At 67.1% G+C, this 22,116-nt stretch carries 23 protein-coding genes and 1 pseudogene; 13 read left to right on the forward strand and 11 right to left on the reverse strand.

Going from position 1 to position 22,116, the window contains the following annotated elements; genetic code table 11:
* Positions 1–95: 95 nt before the first annotated feature.
* A complete protein-coding gene (locus CSW60_RS06330; protein ID WP_099536428.1) occupies positions 96–1,079 on the forward strand; it encodes a sodium-dependent bicarbonate transport family permease in 984 nt (327 codons plus the stop codon).
* Here CSW60_RS06330 and fliE read toward each other — a convergent pair.
* From fliE to flgB, 3 genes are read right to left on the reverse strand one after another with little or no spacing between them, the layout of a single operon-like run.
* Entirely contained in the window at positions 1,076–1,387 is a 312-nt protein-coding gene (gene fliE / locus CSW60_RS06335) for a flagellar hook-basal body complex protein FliE (protein WP_099536429.1), read from the reverse strand. The two genes, CSW60_RS06330 and fliE, sit on opposite strands and share 4 nt — an antisense overlap.
* Positions 1,388–1,397: 10 nt before the next feature.
* Positions 1,398–1,817 (reverse strand): flagellar basal body rod protein FlgC, encoded by a 420-nt coding sequence (gene flgC / locus CSW60_RS06340; protein ID WP_099536430.1) that lies wholly within the window; start codon positions 1,815–1,817, stop codon positions 1,398–1,400.
* A gap of 11 nt (positions 1,818–1,828) precedes the next feature.
* Positions 1,829–2,272, reverse strand: a complete 444-nt coding sequence (gene flgB, locus CSW60_RS06345; RefSeq protein ID WP_099537572.1) for a flagellar basal body rod protein FlgB — start codon at positions 2,270–2,272, stop codon at positions 1,829–1,831.
* Positions 2,273–2,377: 105 nt separating this feature from the next.
* Between flgB and CSW60_RS06350 the strand changes: the two genes are divergently transcribed.
* Genes CSW60_RS06350 through CSW60_RS06360 form a run of 3 tightly spaced genes read left to right on the forward strand, consistent with a single transcriptional unit; the run spans position 2,378 to position 4,431 of the window.
* Positions 2,378–2,692: a flagellar biosynthetic protein FliO gene (locus tag CSW60_RS06350; protein ID WP_099536431.1), complete on the forward strand. Its 315-nt coding sequence runs from the start codon at positions 2,378–2,380 to the stop codon at positions 2,690–2,692.
* Complete coding sequence (fliP, locus tag CSW60_RS06355; RefSeq protein ID WP_099536432.1) at positions 2,689–3,489, forward strand: flagellar type III secretion system pore protein FliP; 801 nt, start codon at positions 2,689–2,691, stop codon at positions 3,487–3,489. The genes CSW60_RS06350 and fliP overlap by 4 nt, the downstream gene beginning before the upstream one ends.
* Positions 3,490–3,519: 30 nt before the next feature.
* On the forward strand, positions 3,520–4,431 hold the full coding sequence (locus CSW60_RS06360; RefSeq protein WP_099536433.1) for a ribokinase: 912 nt from the start codon (positions 3,520–3,522) through the stop codon (positions 4,429–4,431).
* Between the two features lie 10 nt (positions 4,432–4,441).
* Here CSW60_RS06360 and CSW60_RS06365 read toward each other — a convergent pair whose 3' ends face one another.
* The 5 genes from CSW60_RS06365 to CSW60_RS06385 form a co-directional block, all read right to left on the reverse strand.
* Complete coding sequence (locus CSW60_RS06365) at positions 4,442–4,936, reverse strand: PAS domain-containing protein (protein WP_099537573.1); 495 nt, start codon at positions 4,934–4,936, stop codon at positions 4,442–4,444.
* A 197-nt stretch (positions 4,937–5,133) separates the two neighbouring features.
* Complete coding sequence (locus tag CSW60_RS06370; RefSeq protein WP_013080426.1) at positions 5,134–5,553, reverse strand: MucR family transcriptional regulator; 420 nt, start codon at positions 5,551–5,553, stop codon at positions 5,134–5,136.
* Positions 5,554–5,780: 227 nt separating this feature from the next.
* The gene (locus CSW60_RS06375) at positions 5,781–7,001 is read right to left on the reverse strand and encodes a DUF2336 domain-containing protein (protein ID WP_099536434.1); all 1,221 of its coding nucleotides are present in this window, start codon (positions 6,999–7,001) and stop codon (positions 5,781–5,783) included.
* A gap of 52 nt (positions 7,002–7,053) precedes the next feature.
* Positions 7,054–7,938 (reverse strand): crotonase/enoyl-CoA hydratase family protein, encoded by an 885-nt coding sequence (locus tag CSW60_RS06380; protein WP_099536435.1) that lies wholly within the window; start codon positions 7,936–7,938, stop codon positions 7,054–7,056.
* Positions 7,939–8,171: 233 nt separating this feature from the next.
* Positions 8,172–9,506 (reverse strand): cytochrome P450, encoded by a 1,335-nt coding sequence (locus CSW60_RS06385; RefSeq protein ID WP_099536436.1) that lies wholly within the window; start codon positions 9,504–9,506, stop codon positions 8,172–8,174.
* 164 nt (positions 9,507–9,670) lie between these two features.
* On the opposite strand from CSW60_RS06385, the gene CSW60_RS06390 reads away from it, so the two are divergent.
* From CSW60_RS06390 to CSW60_RS06420, 7 genes are all read left to right on the forward strand, one after another.
* Positions 9,671–11,338: a GMC family oxidoreductase gene (locus CSW60_RS06390; RefSeq protein ID WP_099536437.1), complete on the forward strand. Its 1,668-nt coding sequence runs from the start codon at positions 9,671–9,673 to the stop codon at positions 11,336–11,338.
* Between the two features lie 13 nt (positions 11,339–11,351).
* Positions 11,352–12,890, forward strand: a complete 1,539-nt coding sequence (locus CSW60_RS06395) for an acyl-CoA synthetase (RefSeq protein WP_099536438.1) — start codon at positions 11,352–11,354, stop codon at positions 12,888–12,890.
* A gap of 11 nt (positions 12,891–12,901) precedes the next feature.
* Positions 12,902–13,273: a DUF4180 domain-containing protein gene (locus CSW60_RS06400; RefSeq protein WP_236634227.1), complete on the forward strand. Its 372-nt coding sequence runs from the start codon at positions 12,902–12,904 to the stop codon at positions 13,271–13,273.
* 32 nt (positions 13,274–13,305) lie between these two features.
* Entirely contained in the window at positions 13,306–14,640 is a 1,335-nt protein-coding gene (locus CSW60_RS06405; RefSeq protein WP_099536440.1) for an Nramp family divalent metal transporter, read from the forward strand.
* Positions 14,641–14,694: 54 nt separating this feature from the next.
* The gene (locus tag CSW60_RS06410) at positions 14,695–15,141 is read left to right on the forward strand and encodes a MaoC family dehydratase (RefSeq protein WP_099536441.1); all 447 of its coding nucleotides are present in this window, start codon (positions 14,695–14,697) and stop codon (positions 15,139–15,141) included.
* Between the two features lie 90 nt (positions 15,142–15,231).
* Entirely contained in the window at positions 15,232–15,549 is a 318-nt protein-coding gene (locus CSW60_RS06415; RefSeq protein WP_099536442.1) for a DUF1272 domain-containing protein, read from the forward strand.
* Positions 15,550–16,020: an OsmC family protein gene (locus tag CSW60_RS06420; RefSeq protein WP_099536443.1), complete on the forward strand. Its 471-nt coding sequence runs from the start codon at positions 15,550–15,552 to the stop codon at positions 16,018–16,020.
* A gap of 31 nt (positions 16,021–16,051) precedes the next feature.
* Here the strand turns inward: CSW60_RS06420 and CSW60_RS06425 are convergent, their stop codons facing one another.
* From CSW60_RS06425 to CSW60_RS06435, 3 genes and pseudogenes are all read right to left on the reverse strand, one after another.
* Positions 16,052–17,956, reverse strand: a complete 1,905-nt coding sequence (locus tag CSW60_RS06425; protein ID WP_099536444.1) for a CocE/NonD family hydrolase — start codon at positions 17,954–17,956, stop codon at positions 16,052–16,054.
* 156 nt (positions 17,957–18,112) lie between these two features.
* Positions 18,113–18,312: pseudogene (locus CSW60_RS06430) on the reverse strand (CsbD family protein); the annotation flags it as partial.
* A 58-nt stretch (positions 18,313–18,370) separates the two neighbouring features.
* On the reverse strand, positions 18,371–19,219 hold the full coding sequence (locus tag CSW60_RS06435; protein ID WP_099536445.1) for a serine protease: 849 nt from the start codon (positions 19,217–19,219) through the stop codon (positions 18,371–18,373).
* Between the two features lie 134 nt (positions 19,220–19,353).
* Between CSW60_RS06435 and CSW60_RS06440 the strand changes: the two genes are divergently transcribed.
* Both CSW60_RS06440 and CSW60_RS06445 read left to right on the forward strand, forming a co-directional pair.
* Positions 19,354–21,543, forward strand: coding sequence for a S9 family peptidase (locus CSW60_RS06440; protein WP_099536446.1), 2,190 nt, complete (start codon positions 19,354–19,356; stop codon positions 21,541–21,543).
* Entirely contained in the window at positions 21,540–22,097 is a 558-nt protein-coding gene (locus tag CSW60_RS06445) for a GNAT family N-acetyltransferase (RefSeq protein WP_099536447.1), read from the forward strand. Before CSW60_RS06440 ends, CSW60_RS06445 begins: the two co-directional genes overlap by 4 nt.
* Positions 22,098–22,116: the final 19 nt, after the last annotated feature.

Raw genomic sequence — 22,116 nt, forward strand, 5'->3', positions numbered from 1 at the left:
TGATAACGATACGAATGATTATCTTATCGAATTGATCAAGCTTGGCTAGAGCACCGCCGCGCCTCGACCGGGGGCGTGGCAAGGAGCTCCTTCAGATGGATTTGGCCAAGGGTCTGGCGCAGGCCGCCGGCAACCTCACGCAGCCGGCGGTGCTGTTCTTCGTGCTCGGAGCGGGGGCGGCGCTGGCCGGCTCGCCGCTGCGGCTGCCCAAGGGGGCCATGAGCTTCCTGTCGATGTACCTGATGCTGTGCATCGGCTTCAAAGGCGGCGCCGAGGCCCGCGCCCATGGGCTGGACCCGACCTTCGTAAGCGCCGCTATCGCCGGCCTGGGCCTGGCCCTGCTGCTACCGGTCGTGGCCTACGGCGCGATGCGGAAAGTCGGCCTGACCAGCCTGAACAGCGCGGCCGTGGCGGCGCACTACGGCTCGGTCTCGGTCGTAACCTTCGCGGCCGCGCAGAGCTATCTGGGATCGATCGGTCATCATCCGGCCGGCTACATGTCGGCGGTTCTGGCGCTGATGGAGACGCCCGGGGTGCTGGTCGCCGTCACCTTGGCCAAGCTGATGTCGCCGAACGAAGCGCGCTCGGCCTCGACGGGCAAGCTGCTGCACGAGGCGCTGCTGAACCCCGCCGCCGTGGTGCTGCTGGGCAGTTTCGCCATCGGCCTGGTCGCCACAGCGCCCAACGCGGCCAAGCTGAATGTCTTCGTCGGCCCGATGTTCCAGGGCGTGCTGTGCCTGTTCCTGCTGGAGCTGGGCGTGACGGCGGCCGAGCGGCTGCGGGCCTGGCGCGAAGTGCGGCCGGCGGTCGTGGCGATGGGCGTGGTGTTGCCTCTGACAGGCGCGGCTCTGGCGCTGGGTCTGGGCTGGCTGGTCGGCCTGCGGAACGGCGAGCTGGCGGCGCTGACGGCCCTGGCCGGCTCGGCGTCCTATATCGCGGCGCCCGCGGCGATCCGGCTGACCCTGCCCAAGGCGGACGCGGGCCTGTGCCTGACGCTGTCCCTGGGGGTCACCTTCCCCTTCAACATCCTGCTGGGCATCCCGCTTTACGCCCAGCTGGCTCTAGCGCTTAGCCGCTAGATCGGCATCCGCATGATTTCCTGGTAGGCCGAGATCACCTGGTCGCGGACGGACATCACCGTCTCCAGGCTGGCCTCGGCCGAGCTGATGGCGGTGACGACGTCGACCAGTTCGGCCTTGCCGGCCACCTGGTCGGCGATCTTGTGCTCGGCGACCTTTGAGGCCTTGGTCGCGTCGGTCATGGCCGACTTCAGGATGTCGCCAAAGTCGAGGCCGTTCTTCTGGCCGCCACCGATCGAACCGACGGAGCCGACGCCCATGGCGCCCGAATTGGCGTAGGCCTTGGCGGCGGCGAGCGCGGTGATCATGGCCTAGCCCCTACTTCTTGAGGATGTCGAGGGTGCGCGATTCCATCACGCGCGCCGTCTCGATGACGTTGAGGTTGGCTTCGTAGGCGCGCTGCGCCTCTTTCATGTCCAGCGCCTCGACCAGCGAATTGACGTTGGGCAGCTTGACGTAGCCCCGGGCGTCGGCGGCCGGGTTGCCCGGATCGTATTCGGTCTTGAAGGCCGTCTGGTCGGGATCGACGCGGACCATCTGCACGCCCTCGGCGCCTTGCACCTTGGTGGGCCGGAAGATCGGCAACTGGCGACGATAGGGATCGCCGCCCGCCGTGGTCGCCGTCGAATTGGCGTTGGCGATGTTCTCGGCGATGACCCGCATGCGGCCCTGCTGGGCCCGGAGCGCGGAAGCCGCCACGGCCATGGCCGCCATCGGTTGAGACTTGATCTCCGGCATCGCCTAGCTCCTCAGCCGTTCGGCTTGCGCGCCGCCATGCGCAGCATGGTCAGGGATTTCTGGTAGAAGCCGATCGCCGCGTCGTAGTTCATGCGCGCGTCGGTCATCTTGATCATCTGGTCCTCGAGCGACACGGCGTTGCCGTCGAGGGTCACTTCCGAATCGGTTCCGGCCGTCGACCGCCAGGCGCTGGGCGCGTTCGACGGGGCCAGGTGCGAGGCCGAGGTGGCGATCATCCGCACGCCGTTGGTCGGCGCGGCGGGCCCGCCGCGATAGACCGCGCCCGACGCCTGGTTCATCAGCGAGGCCTGGAAGCTGAAGGGCTTGAGGTCGCTGGGGCGGTAGCCGGCGGTGTCGGCGTTGGCGACGTTCTGGGCGACAAGCTTCTGGCGCTCGGACAGATAGCCGAGGCGGCTCTTGAGCATGCCAAAGAGAGGGATGTCATCCGGACCCATGACGAACATGGTGAAGAAACAGGGTTAATTCGACATTAAGAACCCTCAGGCACACCAGGGGTGTCGGGGGCATCTCCCTGCGCCATCTTGTCTCGCTCGGCCGTCATGCCCGTCATCGAATTCATCCGCGCCCTGGCGGCGCTGGCGATCACCCTGGGCCTGATCGGCCTGGCCGCCTGGGCCCTGCGCAAGTTCGGGCCGGACGCGGTCGGCCGCCTGATCGCCGCGCGCCAGGATCGCCGCCTCAGGGTCGTCGAGAGCCTGGCGCTCGACCCCACGCGCCGCCTTCTGGTGGTCAGCCTGGACGGCGAGGAGCGCCTCGTCCTGCTAGGCGACGGCAGGCTGCTGGACTGGACGCCCGCGCCCTCTCCGTCTCCTTCGGTTTCCGCTTCCGTTTCCGCTCCGGAGCCCGTGGCCTGATGCGCGACCTGATCAAGTCCCTGACGGGCGCCAAACCGGAAGACCTGCGCCGCGCAGCGCTGATCTCGGTGCTGGCCGCCTTCGCATGCGCCGTGATGCCGGCGGCCGCCATGGCCCAGTCGGCCGTGAACATCAATCTGGGCACGGGCGCGGGCCTGACCGACCGCGTGGTTCAGCTGGTCGCCCTGATGACGGTGCTGTCGCTGGCGCCGTCGATCGTGATCATGACCACCTCGTTCGTGCGCATCGTGGTGGTGCTGGGCCTCTTGCGCACCGCCATCGGCGTGCAATCGAGCCCGCCGAACCCGGTCATCATCAGCCTGGCGCTGTTCCTGACCGCGATCGTCATGGGCCCGACCTTCGAGCGCTCCTATGACGCCGGCATCAAGCCGCTGCTGGACAAGCAGATCGAGCTGCCCGAGGCCTTCGACGCCGCCAGCGGTCCAGTGAAGCAGTTCATGCTGACCCAGGTCGATCGCGACGACCTGGCCCTGTTCGTCCGCCTCTCCAAGATCCCCCAACCGAAGACGGCGGCGGAGACGCCGATCAAGGTCGTCACGCCAGCCTTCATGATCTCGGAGCTGAAGCGCGCCTTCCAGATCGGCTTCCTGCTGTTCATCCCCTTCCTGGTCATCGACCTGGTGGTCGCCAGCGTGCTGATGAGCATGGGCATGATGATGTTGCCGCCGGCGACGATCAGTCTTCCGTTCAAGCTGATCTTCTTCGTGCTAGTGGACGGCTGGCGACTCGTCGCCGGCAGCCTCGTCGAGAGCTTCCAGCGCGGCGGGGCGGGTTAGCGCTTTTCCGACAAGACCCAGAAGACGACCATGACGGTATTTGTTCTCGGCTCCATCAATCTCGACGCGGTCGCGCGGGTCGATGACTTGCCCCGCCCGGGCGAGACCGTGGCCGGCCGTTCGCTGGAGCTCTTCCTAGGCGGCAAGGGCGCCAACCAGGCCGTGGCGGCGGCGCGAATGGGCGCCCCGACGCGCCTGATGGGCGCGGTCGGCCGGGACGATAGCGGCGTGAGCCTGAAGACCAAGCTGACGGGGTACGGCGTCCAGGTCGGGGACGTGCTGGAGCTTGAAGACGCCCCCACCGGCCAAGCCCACGTCTGGGTCAGCGCCGGCGGCGAGAACATGATCGTGGTCACCTCGGGCGCCAACGCGCTGGTGACGCCCCAGCAGGTGGCCGGCGCGACGCTGGAGGGCCAGCGGATCCTGCTCTGCCAGTTGGAAACGCCGCCGACGGCGATCGAGGCCCTGTTCCGCGCCGGCGCCGCCAAAGGCGCCCTGCGGATCCTGAACGCCGCCCCCGCCCTGCCCCAGGGCGCGGCGCTGTTCCCGCTGACCGACATCCTGATCCTGAACCAGACCGAGCTGGCGACCTACGCGAAACTCGACCACGAGCCCGTGCGGTTGGAGGACGTCTCCTTGGCCGCGCGCAAGCTGATGAGCCGTCCCGACCAGACGATCATTGTCACCCTCGGCGCGGCCGGAGTGGCGGGGGTTCGGCGCGACGAGGCGTTTCTGGTCGAGGGACGAAAGGTCAAGGCGATCGACACCGTCGGCGCGGGCGACTGCTTCTGCGGCGCTCTGGCCGCGGGCCTGGCGGCCAACATGGAATTGCGCGACGCGGTCGAGATGGCCAATGCGGCGGCGGCTCTGTCTGTCCAGAAGGCCGGCGCGGCGCCCTCCATGCCGAACCGGCGCGAGGTCGAGGCCTTCCTGAAAGGGTAGCGCGGAAGCCTTAGGCCGCGCGGATGCCGGAATTGCTCTCGGCCTGGGCGCCGACCACCGCGTCGTAGCCCAGGATCATGTCGACGTCCTTGCCGTTGCTGGCCAGCGGCAGGCGCAGCCACAGGATCGACATGTGCGGCGCGCCGCGCCAGGCCAGGCTATGGACGCCCACGCCCGGACGACGCTCGTCGACCACCTTGTCCAGTTCCTTGCGCCAGTAGTCGGCGGCGGCGGTGTTGTAGACTTCCGACAGGCTCTTGCCCGTGATCTCCCGCCCATAGACGCCGTAGAGACCGGTGCCCGCCAGCCGCAGGCGGTAATCGCGAGGCTCGCGAACGACGTCGATCAGGCTGACCGTGGGCAGCAGGCGCTTCATGTTGGACGGGTGCAGGTCCACGCGGCCAGGGAGGCCAGCCCCCCGACGGAGGGACGCCCAATAGGCGAACATCTCCTGATGAGCGCGCGCCGCCGTGGCGGATGCGCTCAATTGCGCGGACATCTTCAGAGTCCCCCACAAGCCCTTGGAATCACTTCGATTCACTATCGCTTAAGGAACGAATCGCGGGCAAGTGAAAAAGGGCCTCCGCGACAAGATTTCCTTAAAGAGTCAACACGAACGGAAACGCCCGCCGTCCGGGTCCGGACGACGGGCGTTGCGTCGCCGGAGAGCCCCTCTCCGGCCAAGCTTTTGTTCAGACTCGACTATTTGCCCTTGCGAGCCGGCTTCCGGCCGCCTTGGCCCAGGCCCATTTGCTTGGCCAGGTTCGAACGCGCCTCGGCGTAGTTCGGAGCGACCATCGGGTAATCCTTGGGCAGACCCCACTTGGCGCGGTAGTCCTCGGGGGTCATGTCGTACTTGGTGCGCAGGTGGCGCTTCAGCGACTTGAACTTCCGGCCGTCTTCCAAGCAGATCAGATAGTCCGGCGTGATCGAGCGCTTGATCGGAACCGCGGGCTCCTTGGGCGGCGCGGGCGGCTCGGCGGCCGGCGAGCCCACGGTGGCCAGGGCTTGGTGCACTTGCTTGATTAGAGCGGGCAGGTCAGCGGTCGCGACCACGTTATTGCCGACATAGGCGGAGACAATACCCGCCGTCATCTCAATCAGATCGGATTGATCTTCCATATGGCCTCGCCCGTCGACAATCAATTTGCTGATACGGACTGATTCCCACACCAGTCGAGGCGTGCATACAAACATTGCATGCCTCGAGCAATACGAACCAATCAAGATAACAGCTGTAAAAGCCCAGTGTTTAAAATCGTAGCGGGCTCTACGAAAGAATGTGTAAGCTAGGTTGAGTTCGCGAACCCTACAAAGCCGGCTGATCGAAAAACAATGATATCCCGGCCTTAACGTCCGAAGTCGCGCGACAGCGCTAACATCGCCGTAAGCTGTGGGGGCGAGTATTCGTCTATGGCGCTCTCGTCATCTTGTCTCATCGCCTTCAATAGCGCGGGCGAAAGACCCGAGGTCAGCGACCAGTCCCAGTAGCGCAGCACGGTCTGGGCCCGGTCGATCGCGATCGCGTCGTAGACCATCAGGGCGCGCTCCAAGGCATGATCCGTCGCGCCGGAGCGGTCGGCCTCTCGCCTGCCGAGGCCTCGCCAAAGCGCGCGGAGCGCCGCGCGCGGCAGGCCCGCCGCCTTGCAAAGGATCGCGAGCGGCTCGCCGCCGGGATCGGTGAAGATCTTGGCGCCCGTGATCGGCTTTAGACCGGACAGGTAGGAGATCTCCTCGCCGATCTCGGGGGTCAGCCCGCCTCCGGCCGCCGCGACGGCGGCCTCCAGGGTCTGGAAGGGGCCCGCGCGCGTCGCGTCGGAGTGGCGTTGGTTTCGCCCAATGAACGCCAGCGCCTTGCGCGCAACGCCCTCCTCCATCCCGGCGCCCGCGATCTCGAAGACATCGGCCACGGCCTCCTCGAGGACATCACGCGGAATCGCGAACCGCTGGAGAATGCTCAGGCGCGTCTCGGCGTCGGCCCACCAGAAGAGGACGTAGGCGTGGCTAGGCCGCAGTTCCGCGCGCCGAAGCAGGAGGGCCGCCAGATGCGGCGCGTCGCGGCTGGCCGCGACCAGATGCTCGACGCCGTGGTGGCTTAGCCGAGCCAGGTCATTGCGCAGCAGCGCTTCGGCCACCGCCTCCTCGTCCATGTCGATCAGGGCGTCGGTGACAACCTCGCTGACCCCGCGACGCTGCGCGATCAGGCGACGGTGCTCGGCGCCGGCTTGATAGAGGCAAGCGATCAGGTCCGCATCGTTCAGATGAGCCGTCTCTTCCAGCAGAGGCCGCGCGACCGACACGGTGTCGCGCAGAAGCACGCGCACCAGCGGCGCGGGCGGTTCGGCGACCGAGGACAGGCGACGGGCCAGGCGCTCACGCTCGACCAGGCTGGCCTCGCGCAGGAGCTCCAGCAGCAGGTCGCTGGTCATCGCCCGCTCGAAGGCGTTGATCCGGCTGGCGGGCAGACAGACCACGTCGGCCAGGCGCTTGAAGAGGGTCGCGCGCCGCCGCGACGCGGACGCGTCGGCCCGCGGCTCGTCCGATAACGGAATCGGCGACGGCTCGCTCATCGGCGTCAGCAGACCATTTCATGCTTAACGCGCGATGAGCGGGCGGCTGGGTTTACCGGAATTCCGGCTCGACCCACTCCGGCCAGATATCGGGCAGGTCGCTGGAGACCTTGTTCGGATAGACCGGCGCGCGCTTTTCGAGGAACGAGGTCACGCCCTCCTTGGCGTCGCCCGAGGCGCCGCGCGACTGGATCGCCCGGCTGTCGGCCTTGTGGGCCTCCATCGGATGCGATGCGCCGGCCATCCGCCAGAGCAGCTGGCGTGTGATGGCGACCGAGACCGGCGCGGTGTTGTCGACGATCTCGCGCGCCAGGGCCCGGGCGGCGGGCAGCAGGTCTTCCGGCGCGTGCAGCGAGCGGACGAGGCCCCGCTCTAGCGCTTCCTGGGCCGGGAAGACCCGGCCGGTGTAGCACCACTCCAGCGCCGTCTGCAGGCCGACCAGGCGCGGCAGGAACCAGGACGAGGCGGCCTCGGGATTGATGCCCCGCCGGGCGAAGACAAAGCCGAACTTCGCCTCTGTCGACGCCATGCGGATGTCCATCGGCAGCTGCATGGTGACGCCGACGCCCACGGCCGCGCCGTTGATCGCGCCGATGATGGGCTTCAAGCTATCATACATGCGCAGGGTCACGCGCCCGCCGCCGTCGCGATAGATGTCTCCGACCTTGCCCTCCTCGCGCTCCAGGGCCTGGGGCGCGGAGCGGTCGAAGGTGGCCCCGCCGCCGCCCAGGTCCGCCCCGGCGCAGAACGCCCGCCCCGCCCCCGTGACGATCACGGCCTTCACCGCGTCGTCCGCATCGGTGATGTCGAACACCTCGATCAGGTCCTTCATCATCCGGGCGGTGAAGGCGTTCATCCGCTCCGGACGGTTCAGGGTGATCGTCGCGATCCCATCCTCGACATCGTAAAGCAGGGTCTCGAAGGTCGGTTTCGACATGGCGCTGGCCTCCCGGCGGCTCTGTTTTCAAACAATCGTATGGCCCAGCAGAGGGCGAGCACAAGGTTTTCGTCCGAACACGGCCCTACGCGTTCTGGGTCACGTGCGGCGGCGCGTCGCAACGCTCATCGGCTCAAGCTGAGCCATCATCATCCTGCCTGGCTCCCCCCAGTCAGGCGGTCTCCAAGCGTCGGCGGCGAAGCCCCCCTTCGTCGCCGACGCCCCTTCTTCCGTCAGCCGCGCCGCACCCCCAGCTTGCTGATCGCGTGCACGAAATTGTTCGGGGCGATCTCGATGTCGCCCGTCCAGGTCAGGTCCGGGAAGCGGGCCAGGATCTGGCGATAGGCCTCCTCCAGCTGGATCTGCGCGACGCGCTTGCCGACGCAGGTGTGCGGGCCGTAGCCGAAGGCGATGTGCTTGCCGGCGTTGGCGCGGGTCACGTCCAACTGGTCGGGGTTCTCGAACATCGCCGGATCGCGATTGGCCGCGCCGTAGTACATGATGACCTTCTCGCCTTCGCGGATGCGCTGGCCGTTGACCTCGACGTCGCGAGTGGCCGTGCGGCGCATATAGATCACCGGGCTGACCATGCGGATGAACTCGTCCACCGCGCCGGGCAGCAGCGAGGGATCGGCGATCAGCCGCTGCTTCTGGTCCGGGAACTCGGTCAGCAGCTTCATCACGCCCGACAGGGTGTTGCGGGTGGTGTCGTTGCCGGCGAAGACGATCAACAGCCACGAGCCATCCAGGTACTCGTCCGACAGCAGCGCGCCGTCGACCTGGGCCCGCGCGATGGCGGTCATCAGGTCTTCCTTCGGATCCTGCCGTCGCTTGTGCAGCATGGTCCGGCCGTACTCGAACATCTCCTCGACGTTGTTGTTGAAGTCCATGACGAACTGCATCAGCTCCAGCGTCGGCTGCAGCGGCGCGTTGGCCTGCTGCACCGCCAAGTCCTGGGCGCGCTCCAGATAGTGCATCCAGGTCAGGAACTTCGGCCGATCCTCGGGCGGCACGCCCAGGATCTCGCACAGGGTGAACAGCGGCAGCACCGACGAGAAGTGCTCGACCATGTCGATCGCCGCCCCGCCCGCCAGCTTGGGCTCCATCTCGTCGAGAAGGCGCGTGACCTCGGCCTTCACCCGCTCGGTCAGGCCGCGCAGATAGGCCGGCGTGAAATACGGCATGTGCTCGCGACGCAGCTGCAGGTGATGCGGCGCGTCCATGTTGATCATGGTGTCCATCGAGGCGCGGAACAGCAGCGCGTGGCGCTTCTCCGGCGCGCCCATCGACATCAGGATGCCCCCGCGCTGGGACGAGAAGGTCTCGGGATCGCCGTTGACCCGATGGACGTCCTCATAGCGCGTCAGGGCCCAGAAGCCCGGCCCGCCCATCGGCTCGGGATGCCACATGACCGGCGCCTGCTCGCGCATGCGGGCGAAGTCGGCGAAGGGCTGGCCCTTGGTGAAGCGGAAGATGTCGGCCAGGTCGACGCCCGCCAGCGTCGGATAGGTCGGGGGCGCCCCGGGCCCGGCTACGCCGTCCACCACCGTCTGGCTGATCAGGTCCATCACGCATCTCCCTGGAACATTGTCATGGCGGGACGATAGCCTGGAAAGACGACGCGAGAACGGCGCCGCGACGGCAACTTGCGCGATCGGCGAACCTGGGCGCATCCTCCAAACTGAACACTGATCACGCGGGTCACACGCGGGGCAGTAACGGGAGAGAAACGATGACCGGGATCATCGAGGCCGACTACGTGATCGTGGGCGCGGGCTCGGCGGGCTGCGTGCTGGCCGCCAGGCTGTCCGAGGGCGGCAAGTTCAAGGTCGTGCTGCTGGAGGCCGGCGGCGACGACCGCCCGACCAAGAACCTTTCGCAGTTCGCCTCGAACCTGATGATCCATATCCCGGTCGGCTACTCGTCGACGCTAAAGGACCCCAAGGTCAATTGGCTCTACACGACCGAGCCGGACCCCGGCACCGGCGGCCGCAGCCACGTCTGGCCGCGCGGCAAGGTGCTGGGCGGCTCGTCCTCGATCAACGGCCTGCTCTACATCCGCGGCCAGCACGCCGACTATGACGGCTGGCGACAGCTGGGCTGCGCCGGCTGGGGCTGGGACGACGTCGCGCCCTACTTCCGTCGGGCCCAGCACCAAGAGCGCGGCGATTGCGAATGGCACGCCACGGGCGGGCCGCTGAACGTCTCGGACGTGACGACCAAGCACCCCGTCTCGGACGCGGTGATCGCCGCCTGCGAGCAGGCCGGCATCCCGCGCAACGACGACGTCAACGCCGGCGCCCAGGAAGGCGCGACCTACTACCAGCTGACGGTCAAGAACGGCCAGCGCTGCTCGGCGGCGGTGGCCTATCTGCACCCGGCGATGAACCGGCCGAACCTCCAGGTCGAGACCAACGCCCTGGCCGGCCGCATCCTGTTCGAGGGCAAGCGCGCGGTCGGGGTCGAGTTCCGTCAGAACGGCCAGAAGCGCGTCGCCATGGCCCGGGCCGAGGTCATCCTGGCCGGCGGCGCCATCAACTCGCCCCAGCTCTTGCAACTGTCGGGCGTCGGCCCCGGCGAACTCCTGAACCGCCACGGGATCGAGGTCGTCGCCGACCTGCCCGGCGTCGGCGAGAACCTGCAGGACCACTATGTGATGAGCGTGCGCTATCGCCTGAAGGCGGGCGTGGTCTCGGTCAATGAGCAGAGCAAAGGCGGCCGCCTGGCGGGCGAGGCGCTGAAGTACCTCTTCCAGCGCAAGGGCCTCCTGACCCTATCGGCCGCCCATATCGCGGCCTTCTGCAAGTCCCGTCCGGATTTGGCGGGACCGGACATCCAATTCCACATCCTGCCCGCGACCATGGACCTGGATAAGCTGGTCAACGAGCAGAAGATGGAGCTGGAGAGCGCGCCGGGCCTGACCATCGCGCCTTGCCAGCTGCGTCCGGAGAGCCGCGGCCACATCCGCATCAAGTCGCCCGATCCCAGCGTCTATCCGGCGATCTTCGCCAACTACCTGGCCGATCCGCTGGACCAGGAGGTCGCCGTCGCCGGGCTAAGGTGGGCGCGCAAGATCGGCGAGGCGCCGGCGCTGGCGCCCTATGTCGATCACGAGATGGACCCCGGCGCGGCCGTCGCCAGCGACGCCCAGCTGCTGGAGTTCGCGCGCCTCGCCGGTTCGACCATCTACCACCCGGTGGGGACCTGCCAGATGGGCCACGGGCCGATGGCGGTCGTCGACGATCAGCTTCGCGTGCGAGGCCTGGAAGGCCTGCGGGTGGTCGACGCCTCGATCATGCCGCGCCTGGTTTCCGGCAACACCAACGCCCCCACCATCATGATCGCGGAGAAGGCCTCGGACATGATCCTGGGTCGCGCCGCCCTGTCCGCCGCCGCCTGATCGGGAGACGACGATGCACCCCTTCCACCACGCCCAGAACCAGGCCGACAAGGCCGCATACGTCATGGCCGGCTCCGGCGAGACGGTGACCTACGGCCAGCTCGACGCCCGCTCGAACCAGGGCGCGCACCTCTTCCGATCGCTGGGCCTCCAGCGCGGCGACGTGATCGCCCTGATGATGGAGAACAACGCCCGCTATTTCGAGATCGCCTGGGCGGCGCAGCGCGCCGGCCTCTACTTCGTCTGCGTCTCGACCAAGCTGACGGCGGGCGAGGCCCAATACATCCTCGAGGACTGCGGGGCGAAGGTGTTCATCACCTCGCCGGCAATGGGCCCGGTCATCGACGAGATCGCCAAGGCCCTGCCCGGCCTGACGCTGTACGCCGTGGGCGGGGCGCACGGGCCCTACGCCGACTTCGAGGCCGCGCGCGCCCCGATGCCGACGACGCCGATCACCGACGAGAGCGCGGGGTCGGACATGCTCTATTCGTCCGGCACCACCGGTCGTCCCAAGGGCGTGAAACCCGCGCTCAGCGACAACCCCATCGACGCGCCCAATCCGCTGCAGATGATGGCCCAGGGCCTGTTCGGCTTTACCGGCGACAGCATCTACCTGTCGCCCGCGCCGCTGTACCACGCCGCCCCGCTGCGCTGGTGCATGGTCGTCCACAAGCTGGGCGGCACGGTCATCGTGATGGAGAAGTACGAGCCGGAAGCGGCCCTGGCCTTGATCGAAAAGTACAAGGTCACCTGCGGCCAGTTCGTGCCGACCCACTTCGTGCGGATGCTGAAGCTGCCCGAGGACGTCCGGGCCCGATACGACGTCTCGTCGATGAAATCGGCGATCCACGCCGCCGCCCCCTGCCCCGTGCCGGTCAAGGAGCAGATGATCGCCTGGTGGGGGCCGGTGATCTATGAGTACTACGCCGGCACCGAGGGCAACGGCTTCTGCTGGATCAATTCGCAGAACTGGCTGACCCACAAGGGCAGCGTCGGCCAGGCGGTGCTGGGCGAGCTACGCATCTGCGACGAGAACGGCGACCCGCTGCCGCCTCGGACGGAGGGCACGGTCTACTTCGCCAACGGCCCGGCCGTGAACTACCACAACGCGCCGGAGAAGACCGCCGAGAGCTACAACAAGCACGGCTGGACCACGCTGGGCGACGTGGGCTGGGTCGACGAGGAGGGCTATCTCTACCTCACAGACCGCAAGAGCTTCATGATCATCTCGGGCGGGGTGAACATCTATCCGCAGGAGATCGAGAACCTCTTGATCACCCATCCGAAAGTCGCCGACGCCGCCGTGGTCGGCGCGCCGTGCGAGGAGATGGGCGAGAAGGTCGTGGCGGTCATCCAGCCCCTGAACTTCGGCGACGACCAGGCCGCCCTGGCCGAGGAGCTGATGACGTTCGCGCGCGCCAACCTCAGCCACGTGAAGTCGCCGCGCCGCATCGACTTCATGGCCGAACTGCCCCGGCACCCCACGGGGAAGCTCTACAAGCGCCTGATCCGCGACGCCTACTGGGGGAAGGGCGAAAGCCGGATCGTCTGAGGGCGATTGCCATGACCTTGGCTGGGCCGTATCTGCGGCCAATGGCCAAGATCCTGTTTGCCCCCGCTGACGGCCCGCCGCTGGGCGCGGCCAACGCGAACGACCTTCTAGGCGAGGCCTGGGGCGTCGAAGCGGACCTCGTCGTCGTGCCGATCGAGCGGCTGGCCGACGGCTTCCTGGACCTGTCGACCCGCATCGCCGGCGAAGTCATTCAGAAGTTCACCAACTACCGCATGCGGCTGGCCTTCATCGGCGACATCTCGGCGTATACGGAAACGAGCCGCAGCCTGCGCGACTTTGTCTTTGAGTCCAACAAGGGGCGGCAGGTCTGGTTCTTGAACGATCGCGCCGCCCTGGACGCGCGACTGGCCGCCGAGGGCTGACAAAACTGGCGACGCGCTCCTAAGTGGGCCACATGTTCGCCGCCCTGCTCGACCGCCTCCCGAAAACCGCCACCGCGCCGTTCTGTCCGTCGGAGGTGCGCGGCGCGGTCGCCGTGCCCGAGGGGCTGCCGGCTTGGAAGCGGATGCTGCGCGTGGCGGGCCCCGGCCTGCTGGTCAGCGTCGGCTATATGGACCCTGGCAACTGGGCCACCGACATCGAGGCCGGCGCGCGGTACGGGACGTCCTTGCTGTTCGTGGTGGTGCTGTCGAGCTTGGCGGCGATCGTCCTGCAGACCCTGTCGATGCGGCTGGGTCTCGTCACCGGCAAGGACCTGGCCCGCATGTCGCGCGAGCGGTTCGGGCCGCGGACGGTCAAGGTCCAGTGGCTGCTGGCCGAGCTCGCCATTATCGCCTGCGACATCGCCGAGGTGCTGGGCTCGGCCCTGGCCTTCAAGCTCTTGCTGGGCGTGCCGCTGTGGGGCGGCGTGCTGCTGACGGCGCTGGACACGATCATCGTGCTGGGCCTGAAGGGCAAGGGCTTCCGGCAGCTGGAGGCCATCATCCTGGGCCTGATCTCGACGGTCGGGATCTGCTTTCTGGTGCAGCTGATCCTGGCCCCGCCGAACGCCGGCGAGGTGGCGCGGGGCCTCGTCCCGTCGCTCGACGCCCTGAAGCAGGGCGACGCCCTCTATCTGGCGATCGGCATCCTGGGCGCGACGATCATGCCGCATAACCTCTATCTGCATTCCTCGATCGTGCAGACGCGGCTGACGCCCGCCGACGAGCCGGGCAAGCGGGCGGCGATCCGCTTGTCGACGATCGACACGGTCGTCTCGCTGCTGCTGGCGCTGTTCATCAACGCCGCGATCCTGGTCCTGGCCGCCTCGGCCTTCCACGGCTCGGGCCTGACCGAGGTGGCCGGCATCGAGGAGGCTCACGAGCTGCTGGCGCCCGTCACCGGCGGCGCCCTGGCCGGCGTCTTGTTCGCCATCGCCCTTTTCGCCTCCGGCCAGAGCTCGACCTTCACCGGCACCATCGCCGGCCAGGTGATCCTGGAAGGCTTCCTGAACCTGAAGATCCCCTGCTGGCAGCGGCGGCTGATCACCCGGACCCTGGCGATCGTCCCGGCCCTGATCGGGGTGCTGACTCTGGGCGAGCACTCGGTCGGCAAGCTGCTGGTGCTGACCCAGGTCGTGCTGTCGGCCCAGCTGCCCTTCGCCATCTGGCCGCTGCTGCGCTTCACCGACGACAAGGCGCTGATGGGGCCGTTCGCCAACGGCGGGCTCACCAAGGCGGTGGCCTGGTTCCTGTTCGTGGTGATCTCGGCGGCCAATGTCTGGCTGGTCGTCAGCACGTTCTCCGGTTGACCTGAGCCGCGCGGACTGGTCTCTATCCAAACAACTGTTTGGGAGAAAAACGCCATGAAGGAAGTCGCCTACGCCGACCTCGCCGGCCTTGTGGGCCAGGAGCTTGGGGTGTCCGACTGGGTCGAGATCACCCAGGAGCGCGTGAACCTGTTCGCCGAGGCCACCGGCGACCACCAGTGGATCCACGTCGACGTCGAACGCGCCACCAAGGAGATCGGCGGCCCGATCGCCCACGGCTTTCTGACCCTGTCGCTGATCCCGATGCTGGGCGCGGGCATCCTGCGCGTCACGGGCGTCACGCGCGGCATCAACTATGGCTGCGACAAGGTCCGCTTCACCGGCATGGTCCGGGTCGGCAAGCGCGTGCGCATGCGCCAGAAGCTGGTCAGCGTCGAGCCCAAGGCCGGCGGCCTGCAGATGAAGAACGAGTGCACGATCGAGATCGAGGGCGAGGAACGTCCCGCCTGCGTCGCCGAGACCATCTCGATCATCTACGGCTGATCGCCGCCGCTGGCGGTAATCGAGGCTTCGCTGTCATTCCCCCTGGCGGCCGTCCGCGATAGCGGAGGGAGCCACCGCCAGGGGATTTGCATGCTTGAACTCCGCCCCAATTGCGAACTGTGCGACGTCGACCTGCCGCCGGCGGCCGTCAACGCTCGGATCTGCAGCTACGAGTGCACCTACTGCGCCGACTGCGCCGAGAACGTCCTGCTCAACGTCTGCCCCACCTGCGGCGGCGGCCTGCAGCCTCGCCCGATCCGCCCGCGCGAGGCCTATCGGGCGCCGGACATTTCACTCGGACTTGGCTTCCATCCGCCCAGCGAAACCCGCAAGTATTCACGCTGGAGCCGGGACGAGATCGCCGCCATGTCAGCGCGGCTGACGAAGGTCCCGCCGGAAGAGCGCTAGATGGCCAAGCAGCACGACTACACCAGCCTGATCGAATGGACCGGGGATCGCGGCCAGGGCACGCGGACCTATCGCGGCTATGACCGCACCTGGAGCATCGCCACGCCGGGCAAGCCGGTGGTGAACTGCTCCAACGACCCGCTGCTGGGCGGCGATCCGACGCTGCACAATCCCGAGGACCTGCTGCTGTCCTCGCTGAGCGCATGCCACATGCTTTGGTACCTGCACCTGGCCTCAAGCGCGGGCATCGTGGTGCGCGGCTATCGCGACCAGCCGCTCGGCGTCGGCGAGAGCACCCCCGACGGCGCCGGCCGCTTTCTTCGCGCCACGCTGCGACCGCACATCGTGGTCGAACTCGGCGCCGATCTGGCCAAGGCCGACGCCATCCATCACGAGATCCACAAGGTCTGCTTCATCGCCCGCTCGGTGAACTTCCCGGTCGACTACGCCGCGACCTACGAGGAGGTCTGAGGTCCCGACGGACCCCGACCTCCCCTCAGAGCTACTTGGCCGCCGGCACGACCGGGAACTCGACGTAGGACGCCTGGCCCACGGCATGGTGGATCGCGTTGCGGGCGACCACGAAGGTCGCCTCCTTCTCGTTGTCGCCGCCGGTGTTCAGGTTGCGGACGAACTTTGGGAAGTTCGAAGAGGTGATCTCGATGCGAATACGATGCCCCGGCAGGAAGGTGTTGCTGGTGGTGATCGGGGTCGGCTTGACGACGCTGACCGCGCCCGGCGCCAGCATCTTGGGCTTGTCGTAGCCGTCGCGATAGCGGGCCCGCATGATGGTGTCGCCGATAATGTAGGCCGCGCCGTCCGGGGCGACGTCCACCAGTTTGACGGCGAAGTCGGTGTCCTTGGCGTCCGACGACACATGCAGAACCGGGCGGACGAAGCCGGTGACCTCCATGGCCTCTGTCAGGGGCTCGCTGGTGTAGACGAGCACGTCGTCCCGCGCCTCGATCGGGCGCTGGTCGAAGGCGCCGGCGATGACCAGGCCGCCGTTGCAGCAATCGCCACCGCCGATGGTCTGCACGGGATTGGCGGGATCATAGACATAGCGGTCCGGCTTCTCGCCCGCGGCGGGCGCGGCGGTCGAGAGCTTGCCGTCGCCGTTCAGGCTGTTGGCCCGCCCGGCGGAGCGCAGATAGAAGCGCACCGTCTTGGCCTGCTGAGGCGGCCACTGGGCCGACTGACGCCACGCATTGGCGCCCATGGAATAGTAGCGCACCGGCGGCGTGGAGGCCGGGAACGCGGCTGTATCGCCCTTCAGCCAGCGATCAAAGAAGGCGTAGACCTCCTTCTCGGCGTCGAAGTCGATCGAGCCCATGGGGCGGTCGCCGGACGTGTAGGGACCGCTGAGGACCTTCGAGGTGAAGCCGCAATGGTTCGAGGGCGTGACCACCACGTACTGGTTGGCGCTGGCTTCCTTGTCGGAGTTCACAGTCCGGGCATGGTTGAACAGGGCCAGGTTCGGGCCGATCGACACGTCGTACCAGGAATTGAACCACAGGGCCGGCACGCCCCAGCCCTTGTCGTCATGATAGAGGCCGCCCTTGCGCCAGGCCGGATCGGCCGGTCCCTTGCGGTTGATCAGCTCTTCGAACGTGCCTGGCGGCTCGCCCAGATCCTTGAGCATGTCGGCGACTGGCAGGTGGCGGATCTGCTTGGGCCAGTCGACCGCCGGCTTGTTGGGCGCCAGGTCGTTGTAGCGCGCGAGGCGGGCGATGGTGGGCTGATCCAAGTCCTTGGGCGGCTGCGGGTTCAGCGGGTTGTCGACGCCGTACAGCCAGACGAAGAACAGGTTGCGCGGCACGCCGCCGGTGTACCAGTTGCCCTGCTCCTCAAACTCGCCGACCTTGCCGATGCCGGCGCCCGACGACTGCGGGACCATGGCCGCGTGCGCCGGGTGGTTCTGAGCGGCCAGGGCCAGCTGCCACTCGGCCGAGGACGAGCATCCGCGCGTGCCGACCTTGCCGTTCGACCACGGCTGCTTGGCGATCCAGCTCAGTGTGTCATAGCCGTCGGTCTGCGGCTTGCCGAGGATCTCCCAGTCGCCTTCCGAATAGAAGCGGCCGCGCTCGTTCTGCAGCACCAGGACGTAGCCGTGCTTGATCGCCTCCAGCGCGTTGAGGCTGCTCCGGACCTTGTAGGAAAGCTCGTTGTACGGCGTCTTGATCAGGATCGTCGGCAGGGGCCCCTTGGCGCCCTTGGGACGATAGATGTTCGTCGCCAGCCGCACGCCGTCGCGCATCGGCACCATCTCGAACATGGTGACATCGGCCTTCTGGGACAGCTCTCGGTCGATCGCCGCGTCCGAGAACTGGGAATAGTCCTGCGCCCAGCTTGGCGACGCCGTCGCCAAAACCATGACCGCCGCACAAACCTTCGCCGAAACACGCATCTTGCTCTCCCCTCGGATGCGCGCAGCAAACCATCCGCGGGCGGAGGCTCAAGCCACTTTTTTAATCATCGTTCGTCGAGGAGCGGACCGCGCGTCTGGGCAAGGATCCGCGCAGCAAAAAGCCGCCGGATCGCTCCGGCGGCTCTTCGTCAGTAGTAGGCCGGCGTTCAGCGCTTGATCGCGTCGCCGATCTTGTCCTGGGCCTGGCCGACCTTGTTCTGGATGTCGCCCTTGGCCTTCTGGGCCGCGCCTTCGGCTTCCAGGCGTTCGTTGTCGGTCATCTTGCCGACGGATTCCTTGACGGCGCCCACGCCCTTGTCGACGGCGCCTTCGACACGATTGGTGCTCATGGCTATCTCCTGCGATGTTGTTGTGGTCGCAGAAGAAACGGCCGGAGCGGAGGTCTGTTCCGACCTAGTGTGAAGCGCCCATGGCCATCGCCGAAACGGCCGCGGCGGGCGTGGCGCCCGGCATGGCCGGTTCCGGTCTTGGCGCGCGCGCTTGGGTGACCGCCGCGCCAGGAACCTTGTCGAGCAGGGCCAGGGTCTCGCGAATGAACTTGGCATGGGTGACGATGCCGATCTCCAGGCGCTCGCCCGACAGCTCGACCTGCTGGGTCAGAAGGCCGGCCACGAACTGGACCTCCTGGCTCTCGCTGGCGCCCGGCCGCCGACGCGCGCCCTCGGCCATGAACACCGGCCCGCCCGAATTGCCGGGGAACACCGAGAAGTCCATCAGGAAGGTCGGGAAGTTCGTCGCCGGGGCCAGCGGATACGACGCCACGCGGCCCGAGCGCAGGATCGGGAAGCCGGCGGGATTGGCCGACAGCCCCCGGGGGAAGCCCAGCGCCATCATCTCGTCGCCCGGGCCCAGGTTGAACTTGTTGAAGGTGTCGTCCTGCGCCAGGTAGTTCAGCGGGATCGCCGCCTTGGCGAACTCCGGCGGCGCCTCGACCACCATGACCGCGACGTCGCGGGTCGGATGCTTGGTCCACAGAGGATGGTCGCCGTCGCGGATCGTCAGGGACTCCGGATCGTAGCGCCAGACGCCTTCGGCGCCCTGGATGCGATAGCCGATCCGGGCCGACACCGACGGCATCTTTTCGAAGACGTGGGCGGCGGTGACCAGGATCGTGCGGGGCTTGCCGTCCGGGGTGGGGTCGGACACCAGAAAGCCCGTGCCCACCGTGCGGGAGCCATCGCCCAGAGGCTGCTCCAGTTGCACCGTCGCCTTGATCAGGTCGACGGACAGATCCCACGCCATGTCGCCCCCTTCGTCACGCTTACTAAAACCACTGCGCCCGACACCGCGAGGAGTTTGACCACAGGTTTTTCACGCCGCAAGTTGTCGTTCTGCCGCAGTCGCGCGTTGAGCAGGGTTACGGGGAATTTTCTCGCATGAATCGCCGCCAGATGATGACGAGCGCCGCCGCCGCGCTTACCTCGTCTTCCGCAGTCCTTCCTGGAATAGCTTTCGGATCTCCCATGTCGTCATCGCCCGCTCGTCCCGTTCCGCCGGTCGCCAAGAAGACTCCCAAGACGATCGAGCAGCTGGGCCGCAAGCGGACCGACGACTATGCCTGGATGAAGGACGACAACTGGCAGAAGGTCCTGCGCGACCCGACTCTGATCAAGGCCGACGTCAAGGAGCACCTGACGGCCGAGAACGCCTACACCAAGGCCATGCTGGGCTCGACCGAGGCTCTTCAACAAAAAATGTTCGAGGAGATGAAGGGCCGCATCAAGGAGGACGACGCCAGCGTCCCGGCCAAGGACGGTCCGTTCGAATACTACACCCGCTATGACAAGGGCGCGCAGCATCCGGTCCACGCCCGCAAGCCGGTCGGCGGCGGCGCTGAGGAGGTGCTGCTGGACGAGGAGGCCGAGTCGAAGGGCAAGGCCTTCTACCAGGTGGGCGCGGCGACCCACTCGCCCGATCACAAGCTGTACGCCTTCGCCGTCGACGAGCAGGGCTCGGAAGTCTTCCGTATCTACGTCAAGGACCTGGCGACCGGGAAGGTGCTGGAAAGCCCCGTCGAGAGCACCACTGGCGACTTCTGTTTCTCGCCCGACAGCCAGTGGCTGTTCTGGACGTTCCGCGACGATAACGGCCGCCCGGCCAAGATCTACCGCCGCCCGGCGCGCGGCGCGGCCAAGGACGACGTGCTGATCTATGACGAGCCCGACGAGGGCTTCTTCATCGGCGTCGGCGCGACCGGCTCAGACAAGTACATTGTGATCTCGTGCGGCAACCAGGAGACCAGCGAGGCGCTGATCATCCCGGCCGCCGACCCGACCGCCAAGCCGGTCATCTTCCATCCCCGCCAGGTCGGCGTCCGCTACGAGGTCGAGCACTGGAACGATCACTGGATGATCCGCACCAACGCCGATGGGGCGGTCGACTGGAAGCTGGTCACCACGCCCGAGACCGCCACCGGCAAGGCCAACTGGAAGGACTGGATCGCCCACCAGCCCGGCCGCCTGATCTCCGGGACCATGGCCTTCAAGCGCTGGTTCGTGCGCCTGGAGAAGGTCGACGCTCTCAACCGCGTCACCGTCACCGCCGCGAATGGCCAGGAACACGTCATCGGCTTCGACGAGGCGGCCTACGCCCTGTCGCTGGAAGGCGGCTACGAGTACGACACCGATACGGTGCGCTTCGTCTACAACTCGATGACCACGCCCCGGCAGTGGTTCGACTACGACATGGCCAAGCGCACCCGCACCCTGCGCAAGACCCAGGAAATCCCCTCCGGCCACGATCCGTCGAAGTACGAGACCCGTCGCCTGAACGCCAAGGCGGCCGACGGCGCCGAGGTGCCGATCTTCGTCCTGATGAAGAAGGGCACCAAGCTGGATGGCACAGCGCCGCTGCTCCTCTACGGCTACGGCAGCTACGGCATCGCCATGGAGCCCAGCTTCTCGATCCGCAACTTCAGCCTGGTCGACCGCGGCTGGATCTGGGCCACGGCCTGCCCGCGCGGCGGCTCGGAAAAGGGCTGGGGCTGGTTCCTGGACGGCAAGAAGTTCAAGAAGAAGAACACCTTCACCGACTTCATCGCCTGCGCCGAGCACCTGCACGCGGCCGGCTACGGCAAGCCGGCCAACACGGTGGCCTATGGCGGCTCGGCCGGCGGCATGCTGATGGGCGCGATCAGCAACATGCGTCCGGACCTGTTCGCCGGGATCATCGCGGCCGTGCCGTTCGTCGACGTGCTGAACACGATGAGCGACACCACCCTGCCTCTCACCCCGCCGGAATGGCCCGAATGGGGCAATCCGCTGGAGGACCAGGAGGCCTACGACTACATCGCCAGCTATAGCCCCTACGACAACGTCGCCAAGAAGGCCTATCCGGCGGTGCTGGCGACCGGCGGCTTGTCCGACCCGCGGGTCACCTACTGGGAGCCCGAAAAATGGACAGCCAAGTTGCGTGAGCACACCACCAGCGGCAAGCCTGTCCTTCTGAAGATCAATATGGACGCGGGCCACGGCGGCGCGTCCGGCCGCTTTGACTTCCTCAAGGAGATCGCCTTGGACTACGCCTTCGCCGTCTGGGCGGCCGAGAAGGGGTGGGAGAAGGCGTGAGTTCGGCAGTCGTTATCCGTCCGTCCACGGACGCCGACCTTCCCGCGATCACCGCGATCTACGGCTGGAACGTCCTGAACGGCTTCGGGACGTTCGAGGAGGTTCCGCCCGACCAGGCGGAGATGACCCGTCGGCGCGAGGGCTTCCTCGCGCGCGGCATGCCCTATCTGGTCGCCGAGTTGGACGGCAAGGTCGTGGGCTACGCCTATGCCGGCCCGTTCCGGCTGCGGGCGGCTTATCGCTATACGGTCGAGGACAGCATTTATGTCTCGCCCGATGCTGTTGGGAACGGCGTGGGACGGGCGCTGCTCGGCGCCCTGATCGACGCCTGCGAAGCGCTAGGCCTGCGACAAATGTGCGCAGTCATCGGGGATAGCGGCAACGCGGCCTCAATCGGCCTGCACGCCGCGCTCGGCTTTGAAAAGAAGGGCGTTTTCCCGGATATGGGCCACAAGTTCGGCCGTTGGCTGGACCTGGTCTGGATGCAGCGTCCCCTAAATGGGGGCGGCGCGACCCCGCCAGACACGCCCGGCATGTCGCTGAGCGGCGTTTGAAGTCTTTTTCGAAGTAAAG

It is taken from the genome of Caulobacter sp. X, assembly GCF_002742635.1.
Taxonomy (GTDB): Bacteria; Pseudomonadota; Alphaproteobacteria; order Caulobacterales; family Caulobacteraceae; genus Caulobacter.

What these genes read in the sequence shown, in the direction of transcription:
- CSW60_RS06330 (WP_099536428.1), top strand. Translation starts at nt 96, where the DNA reads ATGGATTTGGCCAAGGGTCTGGCGCAGGCCGCCGGCAACCTCACGCAG.
- fliE (WP_099536429.1), bottom strand. Translation starts at nt 1,387, where the DNA reads ATGATCACCGCGCTCGCCGCCGCCAAGGCCTACGCCAATTCGGGCGCC.
- flgC (WP_099536430.1), bottom strand. Translation starts at nt 1,817, where the DNA reads ATGCCGGAGATCAAGTCTCAACCGATGGCGGCCATGGCCGTGGCGGCT.
- flgB (WP_099537572.1), bottom strand. Translation starts at nt 2,272, where the DNA reads ATGGGTCCGGATGACATCCCTCTCTTTGGCATGCTCAAGAGCCGCCTC.
- CSW60_RS06350 (WP_099536431.1), top strand. Translation starts at nt 2,378, where the DNA reads ATGCCCGTCATCGAATTCATCCGCGCCCTGGCGGCGCTGGCGATCACC.
- CSW60_RS06360 (WP_099536433.1), top strand. Translation starts at nt 3,520, where the DNA reads ATGACGGTATTTGTTCTCGGCTCCATCAATCTCGACGCGGTCGCGCGG.
- CSW60_RS06370 (WP_013080426.1), bottom strand. Translation starts at nt 5,553, where the DNA reads ATGGAAGATCAATCCGATCTGATTGAGATGACGGCGGGTATTGTCTCC.
- CSW60_RS06375 (WP_099536434.1), bottom strand. Translation starts at nt 7,001, where the DNA reads ATGAGCGAGCCGTCGCCGATTCCGTTATCGGACGAGCCGCGGGCCGAC.
- CSW60_RS06380 (WP_099536435.1), bottom strand. Translation starts at nt 7,938, where the DNA reads ATGTCGAAACCGACCTTCGAGACCCTGCTTTACGATGTCGAGGATGGG.
- CSW60_RS06385 (WP_099536436.1), bottom strand. Translation starts at nt 9,506, where the DNA reads ATGGACCTGATCAGCCAGACGGTGGTGGACGGCGTAGCCGGGCCCGGG.
- CSW60_RS06390 (WP_099536437.1), top strand. Translation starts at nt 9,671, where the DNA reads ATGACCGGGATCATCGAGGCCGACTACGTGATCGTGGGCGCGGGCTCG.
- CSW60_RS06395 (WP_099536438.1), top strand. Translation starts at nt 11,352, where the DNA reads ATGCACCCCTTCCACCACGCCCAGAACCAGGCCGACAAGGCCGCATAC.
- CSW60_RS06400 (WP_236634227.1), top strand. Translation starts at nt 12,902, where the DNA reads ATGACCTTGGCTGGGCCGTATCTGCGGCCAATGGCCAAGATCCTGTTT.
- CSW60_RS06405 (WP_099536440.1), top strand. Translation starts at nt 13,306, where the DNA reads ATGTTCGCCGCCCTGCTCGACCGCCTCCCGAAAACCGCCACCGCGCCG.
- CSW60_RS06410 (WP_099536441.1), top strand. Translation starts at nt 14,695, where the DNA reads ATGAAGGAAGTCGCCTACGCCGACCTCGCCGGCCTTGTGGGCCAGGAG.
- CSW60_RS06415 (WP_099536442.1), top strand. Translation starts at nt 15,232, where the DNA reads ATGCTTGAACTCCGCCCCAATTGCGAACTGTGCGACGTCGACCTGCCG.
- CSW60_RS06420 (WP_099536443.1), top strand. Translation starts at nt 15,550, where the DNA reads ATGGCCAAGCAGCACGACTACACCAGCCTGATCGAATGGACCGGGGAT.
- CSW60_RS06425 (WP_099536444.1), bottom strand. Translation starts at nt 17,956, where the DNA reads ATGCGTGTTTCGGCGAAGGTTTGTGCGGCGGTCATGGTTTTGGCGACG.
- CSW60_RS06435 (WP_099536445.1), bottom strand. Translation starts at nt 19,219, where the DNA reads ATGGCGTGGGATCTGTCCGTCGACCTGATCAAGGCGACGGTGCAACTG.
- CSW60_RS06440 (WP_099536446.1), top strand. Translation starts at nt 19,354, where the DNA reads ATGAATCGCCGCCAGATGATGACGAGCGCCGCCGCCGCGCTTACCTCG.